The following is a 15,227-nucleotide window of genomic DNA, read 5'->3' on the forward strand; positions in this document are numbered from 1 at the left end:
GCCCCACCGGTGGGGGTTTTGTCTACTTGCCGATCTCCACGCGGTAGACCGGCACCACCTTCACCGCCTTCAGCTCGGCCACCTGCGGCTTGCCGCCGAAGTCGGGCCGGTGCTCGCGCGGCAGGTAGATCGGTGCATCGGCGCGCAGCGGCAGCACGGTCAGCGTGAGCGGACCTTGGCGTTTGGTAGCCAAATTACCCAGATCGAATTGCCAGCGCTGGCCGTTGTAGTACCAGTCGTCGACCATGCGCGTGCCGTCGAACAGCCGGGCAACGTCGCCGGTGAAGTCGATGTCGAGCAGCAGGCTGTCCACGTCCTTCGACTTGCTCGCCGCCGCCACGTCCAGCAGCCACGCGGCCGAGGTGCCGAAGGCTTCCGGATCCGGCTGCACGGCCGCGTTGGCGTTACCGCCGATGCGGACCGGGCGCGCCGGCTGGGCGTCGCGCAACGGCTTCACCGCGACCGCGACGTTGCGGGCCGGCAGCGTCGTGTCGAACACCTGGAACAGGCCGTCCCGGCCGGCGCTCTTCAGCGTGGTGGCCGGGTACACGGCCGCGCGCACGTGGGGCTGGCCCGCGCTGCGCAGCACGAGACGCCCGCCGTCGAAGTACGCCTGCGCCTCGCTGAGCACGAGCCGGCGCTGGCCCTGGAACGTGCCGATCGCCGCCTGGCGCGCCTGCGTTTGCGATAGCACGAGCACCGTGAGCGGCTTCGCGCCCGGGCAGCGCACCGTGAACGCCGCATCGAGGCCGGGCTGGATGCCGTCCACGACGACCGCGTCGGCACCCTCGTCGACGTGCGCGCGCTGGATCTGCACACAGCCGCGGGCTTTCTCACCGAACGCGAATTCGACGGGAACGCCGTCCTGCGCCGCGAACACCCACGTGCCGCCGTCCAGTTTCGCGAGCGGCTGCGCCGTCGCGTACGTCAGGCGCTGGCCGCCCATGTCGAAGTTGACGGGCCAGGCGAAGTACGCGCCTGCCGGCAGGTCGACGGGCTTGCGCGGCAGCGTCACCGTCGCGCCGGGCAGCTTGATGGCGAAACGGACCTGTTCGCGCGCAGGCGTCGGGTACTGGCGGATGTGGCCATCGTAGAACAGGAAGGCTGCATCGCCGCGGCTGCGCACGGACCAGCGGGCCGGGCCCAGGTCGGCCGGATCTTTCGGCACCACGTCCGGCTTACGCACCGTCATCGGCGCGAGGCGCGCGCCGAAGTCGTGCAGGAACCAGTGGAACGGGCGCAGGCTGGCCAGCACGTCGCGCTGCTGGCCGTCCGGGCCCAGCGGCGCGTTGAAGTCGTAGTTGATCGCGGGAACGTCGTTGTAGCCGCCTGACTTCGTGCTTTCCTCCAGCGTGGTGCCGGCGACGGGATTGCGCCCGCCGTGGAACATGTAGTACCCCATCAGGTTGACGCCGGAGCCCAGCTGCACGGGCAGCATCGACGCGATGTCGTCGGCGGAGACCAGCGTGCGGCGGCGGTACATCGCGGGCAGGCCCGCGCCGTATTCGGCGCCGAGGAACGGGGTCTTCTCCATGTCCGTCTCGGCCGTGCCCTGCTGGCTCGCGCGGGTCTGCGCACCGAGGTCGCCGCTCACGCGTGTGTCGAAGCGGAAGGCATACGTCTCCTTCGGCGGCAGTTCCTTGGTGCTCGTCGCCCACGGCTCGTCCGGATAGCCGCCGAACACCGGGGTGACTTCGCCCGACGGGTACAAGGTCTGGTCCCAGCCCGTGACGGTGTAGTAGGGTACGTCGATGCCCGCCTTCACTGCAAGACCCTTCAGCGTGCGGATGTGGTCCGCGCCGCGGCCCGGGCCCCCCAGGTTGTACTCGTTCTCGATCTGGGCGCCGATGACCGGGCCGCCCTGCTTGTACAGCAGGCCGTCCAGCTGGCGTCCGATCTCGCGGTAGTAGCGCTCCACGTAACGGAGGTAAGTCGGATCGTTGCCGCGCGTGGGCATGGCGTCGACCACCCAGTCCGGGAAACCGCCGTAGCGCACCTCCGCGTGCGACCACGGACCGACGCGGACGACGACGTCCAGGCCGTGCTTGTGTGCGAGCTGGACGAAGCGGCGCAGGTCGCGGTTGCCGGACCAGTCGAATTTACCCTCGGTCGCTTCGTGGTGGTTCCAGATGATGTAGCTGGCGACGATGTCGATGCCGGCCGATTTCATCTTGGCGAGTTCCGCGTCCCAGCTGGCGGCCGGGCTGCGCGTATAGTGGAACTCGCCCATCACGGGCAGCCATGGCTTCCCGTCGCGCGTGAGGTACTGGTTGTTGATGCCGAGCGCATGGCCGCCGGGCGCCGTTGCCGTGCCCAGCTTGATATAGCCGGTGTGCGGGTCGGGCGCCGGTGCCGTGGCGTCGACGGTGAGGAGTTGTTCCGCGCCCGCCACGGCGGGGCCGGCGAAGGCCAGCAGCAGGGCGGTGCGGAGCAGCGTGGTTCGGGTCATCGTCATCATCAGAACTTGTACGAGAGGCCCACGTTGTAGCGGCGGCCGTATTCCATCACGTTTTGCATGTACGCGTTCGCGTTCTGCGTGTAGACGACCTTCTGGTTCGTGATGTTGTCCAGGCCCACGCGCAGCTGCAGCTGCGGCGTCAGGTAGTACGAGACGTTCGCGGTGACGTAGGTCTCCTCGCCGTTTTCCGCCATGTAGCCGGCCGTCCAGCGGGGCATGCGCACGAACGGGCTGTGGTAGTTGGCGGAAACGCGGGCCTCGAAGCCGTTCTTCTCGTACCAGAGCGTGACGCCGCCGTTGTTGCGCATCAGGCCTTCCATCGGGAAGTTATTGGTGTACTCGTGGATGTCGCTCTCGTTGTACGACCAGTTCGCGGCGACGCCCAGGCCGTCGAACGGTGCCGGCAGGTGCGTGAACGCATGCTGGTACACCAGTTCCAGGCCGCGCACGTAGCCGCCTTCGCCGTTGATGGAACGGGTGATGACCGCCTGGCGGTTGCCGATCGTCGTCGTGTCAGTGGTGATGCCGATGTAGCTGCCGATCTGCTTGTAGAACAGCGCGGCCGAGAACAGCGAGCCCTTGTCGAAGTACCATTGGTACGCGAGGTCGGCCTGGTTGGCCATCATCGGCAGCAGGCCCGGGTTACCCGCGCTGCCCGTCAGCGGCTGCTGCGAGCCGGGCGTCGTGTCCATCGAGATCTGGCGCGATGCGCGCATCTCGTCCATCGGCGCGCGCGACATGGCGCGGGCCAGCGAGAAGCGCACCTGGTGCTTCTGTTCCTCGTCGAGGTTGAAGATCAGGTTCATGCTGGGCAGGGCCTTCGTGTACGAGGCGCCGCCGGACACCGCGGTCGGTGCCGCACCGTTCACGGATTCCATGCCTTCGCCCGTCTGGCTGGTGTGCAGGACGCGCACGCCCGCATTGCCGCGGTACTTCAGGCCGAACATCTCCCCGTCCAGGTCCGCCTGCGCATACAGGGCGCTCGTGCGTTCCTTGACGCGCCAGCCGGCCAGCAGGTCGTTCGCGGTCGGCGTGCGGCCGCTCGCATCCAGTGCGCCCGCGCCGAACGTGGAGGTCACGGTACCTTCGAAATCGTTCAGCATCAGCGCGGGGAAGTAGCCCGGCACGTTGATGGTCGTGTACGCGGATGCCGGGATAGCTGCGTTCGTGGGCGAGATGTTCCACGTGGTCTGGCGGTAGGACTTCTCGCGGTCGGCGAAGCGCGCGCCGATCTTGATGCGGCTGACCGGACCCAGGTCCAGCGGCAGCGCGCCGCTCAGCTGGGCCGAGTCGAGGCGGTCGTGCACGTGGCCGTCGTTGTCGATATACAGCTGCGGCGCGCCGAACGTCGCGAGGTTGCCGGTGTCCTGGCTGTACGAATACGATTGCTGCTCGTCGCCGATGAAGGCCCACGACAGCGTGCCGTTCTTCGCGGTGGTGTTGCGCACGTCGGCCCACTGGCTGGCGCGGCTCGCGCGCGAGGTCGCGACGTCCGCTTCGACCTTCCAGTCGCCCACGTTGAACTTGCCGTTCAGGCCGCCGGCGAAGTTGTCCATGTTCTGGATCCAGCGAGTGCTGTGCGTGGTCAGGCTCACGTCCTTGACGGTCGCGCCCACGACGTAGCCGTTGCGGATGTCGACGTTCGAGTAATTCCCGGTCTGCCAGCCGTCCCAGTTGCCGACGTCGCCGGTCCAGTGCTGCACGCTCGGCTCGCGGATCTTGTTGCGGGCGAAGTACAGGTCGGCCGTGATCATGGCGTCCGGGCTGGCCTTCCATTCGAGCTTGCCCAGTACGCTGCTGCGTTCGTTGGTGCCGCTCTTGAGCTCATCCTCGAAGCCCCACGGCGTCTTGTCGACCTTGCCGTCGCCATTCAGGTCGGCGGAGTGGTCCTCATTGAAGCCCCAGTGGTTCTTGCGTTCCTCGATCGACGGCTGCTTCTGGTAGCTGAACGCCACGGCTGCGCCGATGGTCTTGTTCGCGAACTGGTCGATCCAGATGCCGCCCAGGCGCGGGCGCACGGTCTGCGCGTCGACGTCCTTCGCAAGCGGGTAGTACAGCGCGTCGGCCTTCAGCGACGCCTGGCGGCCGTTGTACTTCAGCGGCTGCACGGTCTGCAGGTCGATGGTCGTCGCGACGCCGCCTTCGACGAGGTCGGCGTTCTGCGTTTTGTAGACGATGGCGCCGGACAGCGACTCGGACGGGAACTGCTCGAAGCGCACGGCGCGGTTCGGCTCGGACGACGCAAGTTCGCGGCCGTTCAGCGTGGCGCCGATGAAGCGCTCGCCCATGCCGCGCGCGACGATCTGGCTCGCGTTGCCGCGATCGAGACCGGCGGCGAGGCCCGGCAGCCGCGCCAGCGATTCGGCGATGGTGGTGTCCGGGAGTTTGCCGATGTCTTCGGAGGCGACGACTTCGACCATGCTGTTGGAGTTTTCCTTGACGGAGAGCGCGCTGCGCACGGACGCACGGATGCCGGACACGACGACCTGCTGCACGCTGGTGTCGCCGCCGGCGGCGGGTTCGGACGGCGCGGCTTGCTGGGCGAGGGCGGGGACGGCGGGGAGGGCCAACAATGGGAAGAGCGAGCGTACGAGTACGCTCAGGGTTTTCTGCTGCATGTAATCTCCTTGCTTTTGTCGTTTAGACTTATGTGTTGTGGTCGACTTTGTTGGTGCGTCGAGCGAACCAATCAAGCGACTGATCGGCATTCTGTCGCCTTGCAAGGAGTACAACCATTGTGTTTTTCACCAGCGTATATACGAAGTTCATATACCCTGGTAAAAATAATAAAAAAAGCAGCCCGCAGGCTGCCTTTCCATTGCCGCGAAACGTCGTCCCCGCGCAGGCGGGGACCCAAGTTCTGCCGGCGCAGTCGAAGCGCACGCAAGATTGGGTCCCTGCCTGCGCAGGGACGACGGTCTATGAGCGCATCACCACCACATGCCGTAGATGGTCGCGAGCACCACGCAGATGACGGCCGAGCCCAGCGCAAACGCGCCGTCGACCTTGAACAGCTTGGTGTCGACGATCAGCGCCTTGACCTTGCCGCGGGCGAACACGGTGCTGAGCAGGACCATGCCGGCGACGACCAGCCAGAACACGATGAACATGCGGTCCAGGAACGGGATCTCGTACACGCCGGAGCCATTGTCATGGGCGAAACCGATCGGCGCGAGGAAGGACAGGTCCATCATCGTCGGCAGGAACTTCAGGATGATCGAGAAGACCAGGCCACCGACGGTCGCGAACATGGCGGCGCTGGACGTCGTCTTCTTCCAGAAGAAGCCCAGCAGGAACATGGCCAGGATGCCCGGCGAGACGAAGCCCGTGTATTCCTGGATGTACTGGAAGCCGCCCTTCTTGTCGATGCCCATCAGCGGGGCGATCACGACGGCCAGCAGCATCGACACGACGACGGTCACGCGACCGATCCACACCATCTTCTTCTCGGTGACGTCCGGATGCAGGCGCTTCTGGTAGATGTCGAGGGTGAAGATCGTGGCGATCGAATTGGCCTTGCCGGCCAGCGACGCGACGACGGCCGCGGTCAGCGCGGCGAACGCGATGCCCTTCAGGCCCGACGGCAGCAGTGCCAGCAGGGTGGGGTAGGCGCGGTCCGGATTCAGCTCGCCGCCGACGCGCATCGCGTCGCCCAGCACGCCGGAACGGTCCAGCGCGAACGCGGCGATACCCGGCATGACGACGATGATCGGCATCAGCAGTTTCAGGAATGCGGCGAACAGCAGGCCTTTGCGGGCGGTCGGCAGGTCGGCACCCAGCGCGCGCTGCGTGATGTACTGGTTGCAGCCCCAGTAGTTCAGGTTCACGATCCACATGCCGCCGATCAAGGTCGACAGGCCCGGCAGGTCCATGTAGTTCGGGTTGTCGCGGCCCAGCACCATCTGGAAGTGGTCGCGGGTCGAGGCGTACAGCGTGGAGAAGCCTTGCAGCGCGCCGTGGCCGTTGCCGAGTTTCGCGACGAGGTCCAGCGCCAGCCACGTGGTCACGAGGCCGCCGATGACGAGGCAGGTGACCTGGATGACGTCGGTGTAGCCGATGACCTTCATGCCGCCCAGCGTGATGATGGCGGCGAAGACGGCGAGGAACAGCATACAGGGCAGCACGCCGATGCCGGTGACGCTGCCGATGGCCAACGCGCCCAGGTACAGGATCGAGGTCAGGTTGACGACGACGTACAGGCCGAGCCAGAACAGCGCCATCGTCGTGGCGACGGCCTTGCCGTAGCGCTGCTCGAGGAACTGGGGCATCGTGTAGATGTGGTTCTTCAGGTAGACCGGCATGAAGAACACGGCGACGATGACGAGCGTGGCGGCGGCCATCAGTTCGTACACGGCGATGGCCATGCCGATGCGGAAGCCCGACCCGCTCATGCCGATGAACTGCTCGGCGGAGATGTTCGATGCGATCAGCGACGCGCCGATGGCCCACCAGGTGAGGGAGCCTTCGGCCAGGAAGTAGTCGTGCGAGGCGGAGGTGTTCGCGCTCTTCTTGCGGCGGTAGACCCACAGGCCGTAGCCTGCGACCACGACGAAGTAGAACAGGAAGACGATGGCGTCGAGGCGGGAAATCAGATTCATAGGTTGGTCTCGGTTGTGATTCGCGCGTTTTCAGCGCTCCAGGAAGGCGTCCATGATCGCGGTCGGCTTGCCGCCGCGGTCAAAGGCGCCCATCGGATAGCCCTTCCAGTCGTAGGCCTCGGGCTCCCAATAAAACACGCCGCGCGCCAGGCCGCCATCGACGGCGCGCGCTTTGGCGATCAGGTCGGCGATGACCGCCTTGCCGTCCGGGTGGTCCCAGGGCACGCCGACTTCGGACAGGATGACCGGCTTGCCGTAGCGGTGCACCATGTCGTTCAGGTTGGCGAGGCAGGCGGCGGTGGCGGCTTGCCAGGTCAGGTTCTTCGCGGTGGTCGGGTACGACGACACGCCGATCATGTCGAAGCGCGCGCCGTGTGCCTTCAGGCCGTCGAAGTTCCAGCGGAACGTGGCGTTGTCATGGCAGTTGTCGACGTGGACGATCACGATCGCGTCCGGGAACACCTGCTTGACTGCGCCGTAACCGCTGTCGACGAAGCGCGCGTAGTTGTCCATGTGTTTCGTCGCGTCGCCCTCGGGCCACAGCAGGCCGGTGCGGGTCTCGTTCCCGACCTGGACCCACGTCGGCGTGACGCCCGCATCGCGCAGCGCGGTCAGCACGGCTCGCGTATGGTCGGCGACGGCGGTCGCCAGCTGCGGCACGGTGTAGTTGGCCCAGGCCTTCGGTTTCGTCTGCTGCTGCGGATCGGCCCACGAATCGCTGTAGTGGAAGTCGATCATGACGCGCATGCCGGCGGCTTTCGCGCGTTTCGCTTTCGCGACGAGGTCAGCGGTGCCGTTCCAGCCATCCTGCGGGTTTACCCACGCGCGCAGGCGGATGGCGTCCATGCCCTGTTGTTTCAGGATGGCGTACAGGTCGTCGGTCTTGCCGTCGCGGTTGCGGAACACCCGTCCGGATGCCTCCATTTCGCTGACCCAGCCGACGTCGGCGCCCTTGGCGAAGGTCACGTCCGCCGCATGGGCGAAGGGAAACCCCAGCAAAGAACCGAGCGCAAATGCGGCCGCAAGGGCGGAAAAGGTGTGCTTCATCGATCTCCGTAGTCGTTATCGTTATTATCAATCCGGCAGCAAACCGGGATTCTAGGCAGGAAATGCCATGCCGACCCCATCCATTTTTCGCGTCACCTATGAAAAATTCGTATGGCGCCAATGTTTCCTATGAAACATCCAGTGTTTATTTGACAAGGGGAAAGGAACGCAGGTCATCAGCGCTCTCGTACTATACTGGCCTCGTGCCCGTCGATTCCGGCGGGATTCCGGCTGACGCCGGCGGCGTCGCCTAATTGGAATCAGGAGGTCGAGATGAGCAAAGCAACATGTATCCTGCGCGGTGTCGCGCTGGCGTGCGCGCTGTGCGCGGCCGGCTCGCCCGCGATGGCGGCAAAAGATCCGGCGCGGTGGACGCAGGGCGACAAGACGAAAGCCCAGCGCATGGCCACGCTGAAGAAGGAAATCAATGCGGCGTATGCCGAGCAGCAGACAGCATGCAAGAAGAAGTCGTCCGCGAACCGGGCCGCCTGCCTGAAGGAAGCGCGCCTGGTCTATCAGCGCGACATGGCCCATGCCCCGCAACTGCTGGCGCAGGCACCGCGCGGCGAGGTGACGGAACGCGTCGTCTCCACGACGCCGGCTCCCGCGACGCCTGACCAGTCGGCAGGCAGCACCGCCTACGGCAGCTCCAGCACGGGCGCGACCGGTTCCGGCGCGGGCACCGTCAGCGGCAAGGACGACGCGATCCCGCCGAGCACCGGCCAGGCGGGCGGCCTGCCGCCGCCGCGCGTGGACCCGTCGGACACCCAGGCGCCGACCCAGCCGCCGCAAGGCAGCACGGTGCCGGTCCAGCAGCAGCAACAGTAGGGGCGGTCTCGCGCCGCGGGGCGCCGAAATGGTAAACTGCCGCCTTTTGCCGCAGAGGACCACGATGGCGCTTCGCGACCGCGCGCTGGAATTACTGATCGAGACGGATGCCGTCGCCAAGACGGCGGGCGTGGCCGCGCTGGCCGACGCCAGTCGTCGCGGCGCCGCGACGCTCGACAGCGCGGCTGTCCTGCAAGTGGACGACGCGGCCATCCCCGGCCGTCCCGCGCGGCCGGAACTCGTGCCGCCGCGCCTCGTCGGCCGCCGCTCGATGGCGACGGACGAAGGCCGCGCGATGCTCGTCCACGCGCTGGCGCACATCGAGTTCAATGCCGTCAACCTCGCGCTGGACGCCATCTGGCGCTTTCCGGACATGCCGGACGCCTACTACACGGACTGGCTGCGCGTCGCGGCCGAGGAAGCCCATCATTTCACCCTGCTGGCGGCGCACCTGCGCACGCTGGGCTGGGCCTATGGCGATTTTCCCGGCCACGACAGCCTGTGGGAGATGGTCGCCAAGACGAGCGGCGACGTCCTCGCGCGCATGGCCCTCGTGCCGCGCACGATGGAGGCGCGCGGCCTGGATGCGATTCCGCCGCTGCGCGCCAAGCTGGCGCAGGCTGGCGACGAAGCTGCCGCGCGCATCCTCGACGTGCTGCTGCGCGACGAGGTGGGCCACGTCGAAATCGGCAACCGCTGGTATTTTTATTTATGCGTCCAGCGCGGCCTGGAACCGGTCGCCACGTACGACGCGCTGACGGTACAGTACAAGGCGCCCGTGCTGAAGGGGCCCTTCAACGTGGAGGCGCGGCGCCAGGCCGGCTTTACGGAAGCGGAACTGGCCCGCCTTGCGGATGCCTGACACCATGGACACGCAGGGCTTCCTGCTGACCCGCCACTGGCGCGATACGGATGCCGGCGTCGAAGTCGAGTTCTGGCTCGCGACGCCGGATGGGCCACGGCGCGTGCGCCTCGCGCCGCAGCCGGCCGTCGCGTTCATCCCGGCGGAGCAGGGCGAGACGGCGCGGCTGCTGCTGGCGCGCGAACGGGGCGCGGAACTGCGCGAACTGTCGCTGTGCGACTTCCGCCACCGCCCCGTGCTGGGTTTGTACTGCACGCAATACCGCCACCTGCTGCGGCTGGAAAAGCGGCTGCGCGAGCACGGCATCGACGTCTACGAGGCCGATAACCGGCCGCCCGAACGCTATCTGATGGAGCGCTTCATCATGGCGCCCGTCACGTTCACAGGCACGCCCGCTCCGCACGACCCGCAGCTTCTCGTCGACGCCCGCCTGACGCCCGCGCAGGACTATCGCCCGGCGCTGTCGACCGTCTCGCTGGACATCGAGACGACGATGCAGGGGGAGTTGCGCTCGATCGCGCTGGAAGGCTGCGGCCAGCGCCAGGTGTACATGCTCGGCCCGGCGAACGGCGATGCGTCCGGCCTCGATTTCGACTACGAGGTGGTCGACACGCGGCGCGACCTGCTCGACCGGCTGGAAGACTGGATCCGGCGGTTCGACCCGGACGCGATCATCGGCTGGAACGTCGTCCAGTTCGACCTGCGCGTGCTGCAGCAGCATGCGCAGCAGATGCAGCGCCCGCTGCGCCTGGGCCGCGACGGCAGCGCGATCGAATGGCGCGAACACGGCGGCCGGCAGGAGCATTACTTCGCCGGCATCGCGGGGCGCCTCGTCATCGACGGCATCGAGGCGCTGCGCGGGGCCACGTGGAGTTTTCCCTCGTTCTCGCTGGAGCACGTGGCGCAAAGCCTGCTGGGCGAGGGCAAGGCTATCGACAATCCGTACGACCGCATGGCCGAAATCGACCGCATGTTCGCCGAGGACAAGCCGGCGCTCGCGACGTACAACCTGCAGGACTGCGTGCTCGTCACTCGCATCTTCGCGAAGTCGGAGCTGATGACCTTCCTGCTGGAGCGCGCGAGCGTGACCGGTCTTGCGGCCGACCGCAGCGGCGGTTCCGTCGCCGCGTTCGAACACGCGTACATCCCGCTGATGCACCGGCTGGGACGCGTGGCGCCGAACATCGGCGACGTGCCCGGCGCGGACAGCCCCGGCGGGTTCGTGATGGATTCGCGCTCCGGCCTGTATGACTCCGTCCTCGTGCTGGACTATAAAAGCCTGTACCCGTCGATCATCCGCACGTTCCTGATCGATCCGGTGGGTCTCGTCGCGGGTCTCGAAGAGCCGGAAGAAGACACGGTGCCGGGCTTCCGGGGCGCGCGTTTTTCGCGCACGCAGCACTGCCTGCCCGGCATCGTCACGCGCGTATGGCAGGGCCGCGATGCCGCCAAGCGCGAGCGCAACGCGCCGCTGTCGCAGGCTTTGAAGATCATCATGAACTCGATGTACGGCGTGCTGGGCACGACGGCGTGCCGGTTCTTCGACTCGCGCCTGGCGTCGTCCATCACCATGCGCGGCCACGAGATCATGCACCGTACGCGCGAGCTGATCGAGGCGCAGGGCTACCAGGTGATCTACGGCGACACGGATTCGACGTTCGTCTGGCTCGGGCGCGCGCATGCGGACGACGAGGCCGGACGCATCGGCCGCGCGCTCGTCGATCACGTGAACGCGTGGTGGCGCGAGCATCTTCAGGAAGAGCTCAAGCTCGAGAGCGCGCTCGAACTCGAATACGAAACCCACTTCCGCCGCTTCCTGATGCCCACCGTGCGCGGCTCGGAGGAGGGCAGCAAGAAGCGCTACGCGGGCCTCGTGCGGCGCAAGGACGGCAGCGACGACCTGGTGTTCAAGGGCCTGGAGACGGTACGCACGGACTGGACGCCGCTGGCGCAGGCGTTCCAGCAGGAGCTGTACGGCCGCGTGTTCCGCGGCGAGCCGTACGAGGACTATGTGCGCGATTACGTGGCGCGTACGCTGCGCGGCGAACTGGATGAGCAGCTCGTGTACCGCAAGCGCCTGCGCCGGCCGCTGGTGGAGTATGAGCGCAACGTGCCGCCGCACGTGCGCGCGGCACGCGCGGCCGACGAATTCCACGTGCGCCAGGGCCGGCCCGCGCAATACCGCAACGGCGGCTGGATCCGCTACGTGATGACGACGGCGGGACCGGAACCGCTGGAGACGCTGGACACCAGCCGTACGCCCATCGATTACGAGCACTACCTGACGAAGCAGCTGGAACCCATCGCGGACGGCATCCTGCCGTTCCTGGACGACAGTTTTACGAGGCTCACCAGCCCGCAGGGCGCGCTGTTCTAGTCAGCCGCCGGCGCGCTTCGGCCGGTGCCCCAGCCTGGTCAGCTCGTCCATGATGCGGTCGCAGTGGTCACCCTGGACCTCGATCACCCCATCCTTCACGGTCCCGCCGGAACCGCACGCGGTGCGCAGGGTTTTGCCCAGGACGGCGAGGGCGGCGGCGTCGAGCGCCAGTCCCTTGACCAGCGTGACCGCCTTGCCGCCCCGGCCCTTCGTCTGGCGCGAGACGCGCACGTTGCCGTCGCCGACGGGCGCGGCGGCGGCTTTGCACGTGCACGCCGCGACGGGCTGCCTGCAGCCGGGGCACATGCGGCCGCTCTCGGTGGAGTAGACGAGCCCTCCGTTCGAATGCTTCATGGTGTGTGGTGAATGATGGTTATCCCACGAGTTTACCAGCCGGATGTGTCATCACGCACGATTCGATTTGACGTTGACCGTAAACGCGGCTATATTCTCGCTCACCTTTGGAAAGGTTTCCAAATCCAGTTTCCGCAGGATCCAACAAGACCGGCACGCCAGGCCGGCACAGCGCGCCCGTCCGCAAGGGCGGTCGCATATCCGTCGAAGTGAAACAGAGGAGTCGAAGTGAACCAACATAACGAGAAATCTCACTCGCAATGGAAACCTTTCCGCGCCGCTGCCGCCGGCGTGCTGCTGGCGTGCGCGGCGCAGGCCGGGGCCAGCGTCACCAGCCCGGCCATCGGCCAGCTGCTGTGGTCCGAGGAATTCAATGGACCGAGCCTGGACGCGTCGCGCTGGACCGCCACCGACGGCAACGGCTGCCAGATCAACCTGTGCGGCTACGGCAACCAGGAACTGGAATACTACAGCCCGAACAACGTCTCGATTGCCGACGTGCCGTTCGAGCCGGGCACGCGCGCGCTCGCGATCCGCGCGCAGAACCAGACGGTGGGCAGCAACGTGTTCACGTCCGGGAAGATCGACACGCACAACAAGGTGCAGGTGCAGTACGGGATGATCGAGATCCGCATGAGCACCCCGAACATCGCGACCGGCCTGTGGCCGGCCGCGTGGATGCTGGGCACGAGCCCGCAGACGTGGCCGCGCAACGGCGAGATCGACATCATGGAGATGGGCCACAAGGCGTCCGTGCGCGCGGCGGCCGGGTCCCCATCGGCCAACAACTTCGTCGGCTCGAACGTCATCACGTGGCAACAGGCCGCGTGCGTGCCGGGTAACGAAAGCTGCGCCGCGTCCACGGCGTGGCAGACGAAGAACTGGTACGTGCCCACGACGTCGCTCGCGAACCGTTTCGTCACGTACCGCCTGTACTGGACGGAGAGCGAAATGCGCTTCACGACCGTCGACAACGGCGTCGAGCGCAATATGTACGACGCGCCGCTGCCCGTGAATTCGACGGCACTGCAGGCCCCGTTCTACCTGCTGCTGAACCTCGCCGTCGGCGGCAATTTCACCGACGCGGCCACGCCCGGCCAGGTGACGGCGCCGCTGCCCGGCACCATGTACGTCGACTATGTCCGCGTGTACCAGCTCGACGGCAAGGGCAGCGTCAAGCTGGGCAACCAGACGGTCCCGGAAGTGGCAGGCAAATTCGGCGTCTTCACGGACAACACGCCCGTGAACAACAAGCTGGTGGCCGGCACGAGTTCCGACATCTTCCTGTGGAACGGCGCGTCGTCCGGCGCGGGCAATACGCCGGCTTACGAGGGCAGCAACGTCATCGCCTGGGCCTACACGGCGCCGGGCCAATGGTTCGGCGGCGGCGTGCAGGCGCGCCAGGCCCGCGACCTGACGAACTACCGCAACGGCACCATGAAGTTCCGCATCAAGATCCCGGCCAACGTCTCGTTCAACATCGGCGTGGGCGACACGTACACGAACCAGAACTGGGTGAACTTCCCGGCGAATACGACGGCGTATGGCCTGGTGCGCAACGGCGACTGGGCGCAGGCCAGCATTCCGGTGTCGACGCTGATCGGGCCGAAGGTGGCGCTGCAGTCGCTGCTCGACATCTTCATGATCTCGAGCGACGCCAATAAACTGCCGGCGTCGGCGTTCCAGTTCGCGATCGACGACATCGTGTGGGATTCGGGCACGACGACCACGCCGCCGCCGTCCGGCCCGACATATGTGACGCAGACGTCCGCGACGACGCTGCAGTTCACGACGACGACCGGCAGCTGGGCCGACGTCCACTACACCGTGAACAACGGCACCCAGCAGAACGTGCGCATGCGCCTGGACGGCACGACCAACACGTACAGCGCGGGCGGCCTGAAGATCGGCGACGTCGTGCGCTACAGCTTCACGTACTGGGACGCGGCGCGCAACTTTGCCGTCGACACGGCCCAGCAGACATATACGATGCAGTAAGCGATGCAGTGACGATGCGGCCCGGAAGGGGTATCCGTTCCGGGTCGTGCATTTCTGTAAATACGATGTTACTATCCGGCGGAGGTCCAATTCAACAATAGGGAGTGGCCATGCATCATGCCGACATGTTCGACGTCGTCTTCCTCGCGATGTTCGCACTCTGTGTCGTCATCCGCGCGCCGATCGAGGTCAGGAACAAGCGAATCAGGGCCGTCGAATCGCGCGCGGGGGTGTTCGAGAAGTTCTGCCTCCTGCTGGTGCTCACGGGATCCACGACGCTGCCCTTGCTCTACCTCTTCACGCCATGGTTCGATTTCGCCGACTACGCGGTCAGGCCCGGCGTGGGCGGCACCGGCACCGCACTCGCGGTGCTCGGGTTGTTCCTGTTCTGGAAATCGCACCGCGCCCTGGGCCGCCAGTTTTCGCCGACGCTCGAGCTCAAGGAAGCGCACCACCTGGTCGCCGAAGGCATCTACACCCGCATACGCCATCCGATGTACACGGCGCTGTTCCTTATCGCCGGCGCGCAACTGCTGTTGATCGGGAACGCCGTCGTGGGACCGGCTTTCCTGCTCGCATTCAGCATCCTGTATGCCTCGCGGATCGAGCATGAGGAAGACATGATGCTCGATCATTTTGGGGAAGCCTATGCCGACTACAAGGCGCGGACCCATCGCCTGCTTCCTTTTTTCAGACAGTAGAGCG

General features: G+C 66.4%; 10 protein-coding genes. 5 read left to right on the forward strand and 5 right to left on the reverse strand.

Going from position 1 to position 15,227, the window contains the following annotated elements; genetic code table 11:
- Positions 1–22: 22 nt before the first annotated feature.
- The 4 genes from P0M04_RS24535 to P0M04_RS24550 form a co-directional block, all read right to left on the reverse strand.
- Positions 23–2,449: a beta-galactosidase gene (locus P0M04_RS24535; protein ID WP_259449168.1), complete on the reverse strand. Its 2,427-nt coding sequence runs from the start codon at positions 2,447–2,449 to the stop codon at positions 23–25.
- 8 nt (positions 2,450–2,457) lie between these two features.
- The gene (locus P0M04_RS24540) at positions 2,458–5,076 is read right to left on the reverse strand and encodes a TonB-dependent receptor (protein ID WP_259449167.1); all 2,619 of its coding nucleotides are present in this window, start codon (positions 5,074–5,076) and stop codon (positions 2,458–2,460) included.
- Positions 5,077–5,388: 312 nt separating this feature from the next.
- Entirely contained in the window at positions 5,389–7,056 is a 1,668-nt protein-coding gene (locus tag P0M04_RS24545; RefSeq protein WP_281042092.1) for a sodium:solute symporter family transporter, read from the reverse strand.
- Between the two features lie 30 nt (positions 7,057–7,086).
- Entirely contained in the window at positions 7,087–8,103 is a 1,017-nt protein-coding gene (locus tag P0M04_RS24550; protein ID WP_259452143.1) for a glycoside hydrolase family 53 protein, read from the reverse strand.
- A gap of 273 nt (positions 8,104–8,376) precedes the next feature.
- Between P0M04_RS24550 and P0M04_RS24555 the strand changes: the two genes are divergently transcribed.
- The 3 genes from P0M04_RS24555 (at position 8,377) to P0M04_RS24565 (ending at position 12,170) form a co-directional block, all read left to right on the forward strand.
- Positions 8,377–8,931 (forward strand): hypothetical protein, encoded by a 555-nt coding sequence (locus P0M04_RS24555; RefSeq protein ID WP_259452144.1) that lies wholly within the window; start codon positions 8,377–8,379, stop codon positions 8,929–8,931.
- A gap of 64 nt (positions 8,932–8,995) precedes the next feature.
- Positions 8,996–9,793, forward strand: a complete 798-nt coding sequence (locus P0M04_RS24560) for a ferritin-like domain-containing protein (RefSeq protein ID WP_259452145.1) — start codon at positions 8,996–8,998, stop codon at positions 9,791–9,793.
- Entirely contained in the window at positions 9,786–12,170 is a 2,385-nt protein-coding gene (locus tag P0M04_RS24565; RefSeq protein ID WP_259452146.1) for a DNA polymerase II, read from the forward strand. Before P0M04_RS24560 ends, P0M04_RS24565 begins: the two co-directional genes overlap by 8 nt.
- Here P0M04_RS24565 and P0M04_RS24570 read toward each other — a convergent pair whose 3' ends face one another.
- Positions 12,171–12,524: a translation initiation factor Sui1 gene (locus P0M04_RS24570; protein ID WP_259452147.1), complete on the reverse strand. Its 354-nt coding sequence runs from the start codon at positions 12,522–12,524 to the stop codon at positions 12,171–12,173.
- Positions 12,525–12,752: 228 nt separating this feature from the next.
- On the opposite strand from P0M04_RS24570, the gene P0M04_RS24575 reads away from it, so the two are divergent.
- Positions 12,753–14,522 (forward strand): glycoside hydrolase family 16 protein, encoded by a 1,770-nt coding sequence (locus tag P0M04_RS24575; RefSeq protein ID WP_259452148.1) that lies wholly within the window; start codon positions 12,753–12,755, stop codon positions 14,520–14,522.
- Positions 14,523–14,632: 110 nt separating this feature from the next.
- Entirely contained in the window at positions 14,633–15,223 is a 591-nt protein-coding gene (locus tag P0M04_RS24580; RefSeq protein ID WP_259452149.1) for a protein-S-isoprenylcysteine O-methyltransferase, read from the forward strand.
- Positions 15,224–15,227: the final 4 nt, after the last annotated feature.

The sequence above is a fragment of the Telluria mixta genome, assembly GCF_029223865.1.
Lineage (GTDB): Bacteria > Pseudomonadota > Gammaproteobacteria > Burkholderiales > Burkholderiaceae_D > Telluria > Telluria mixta.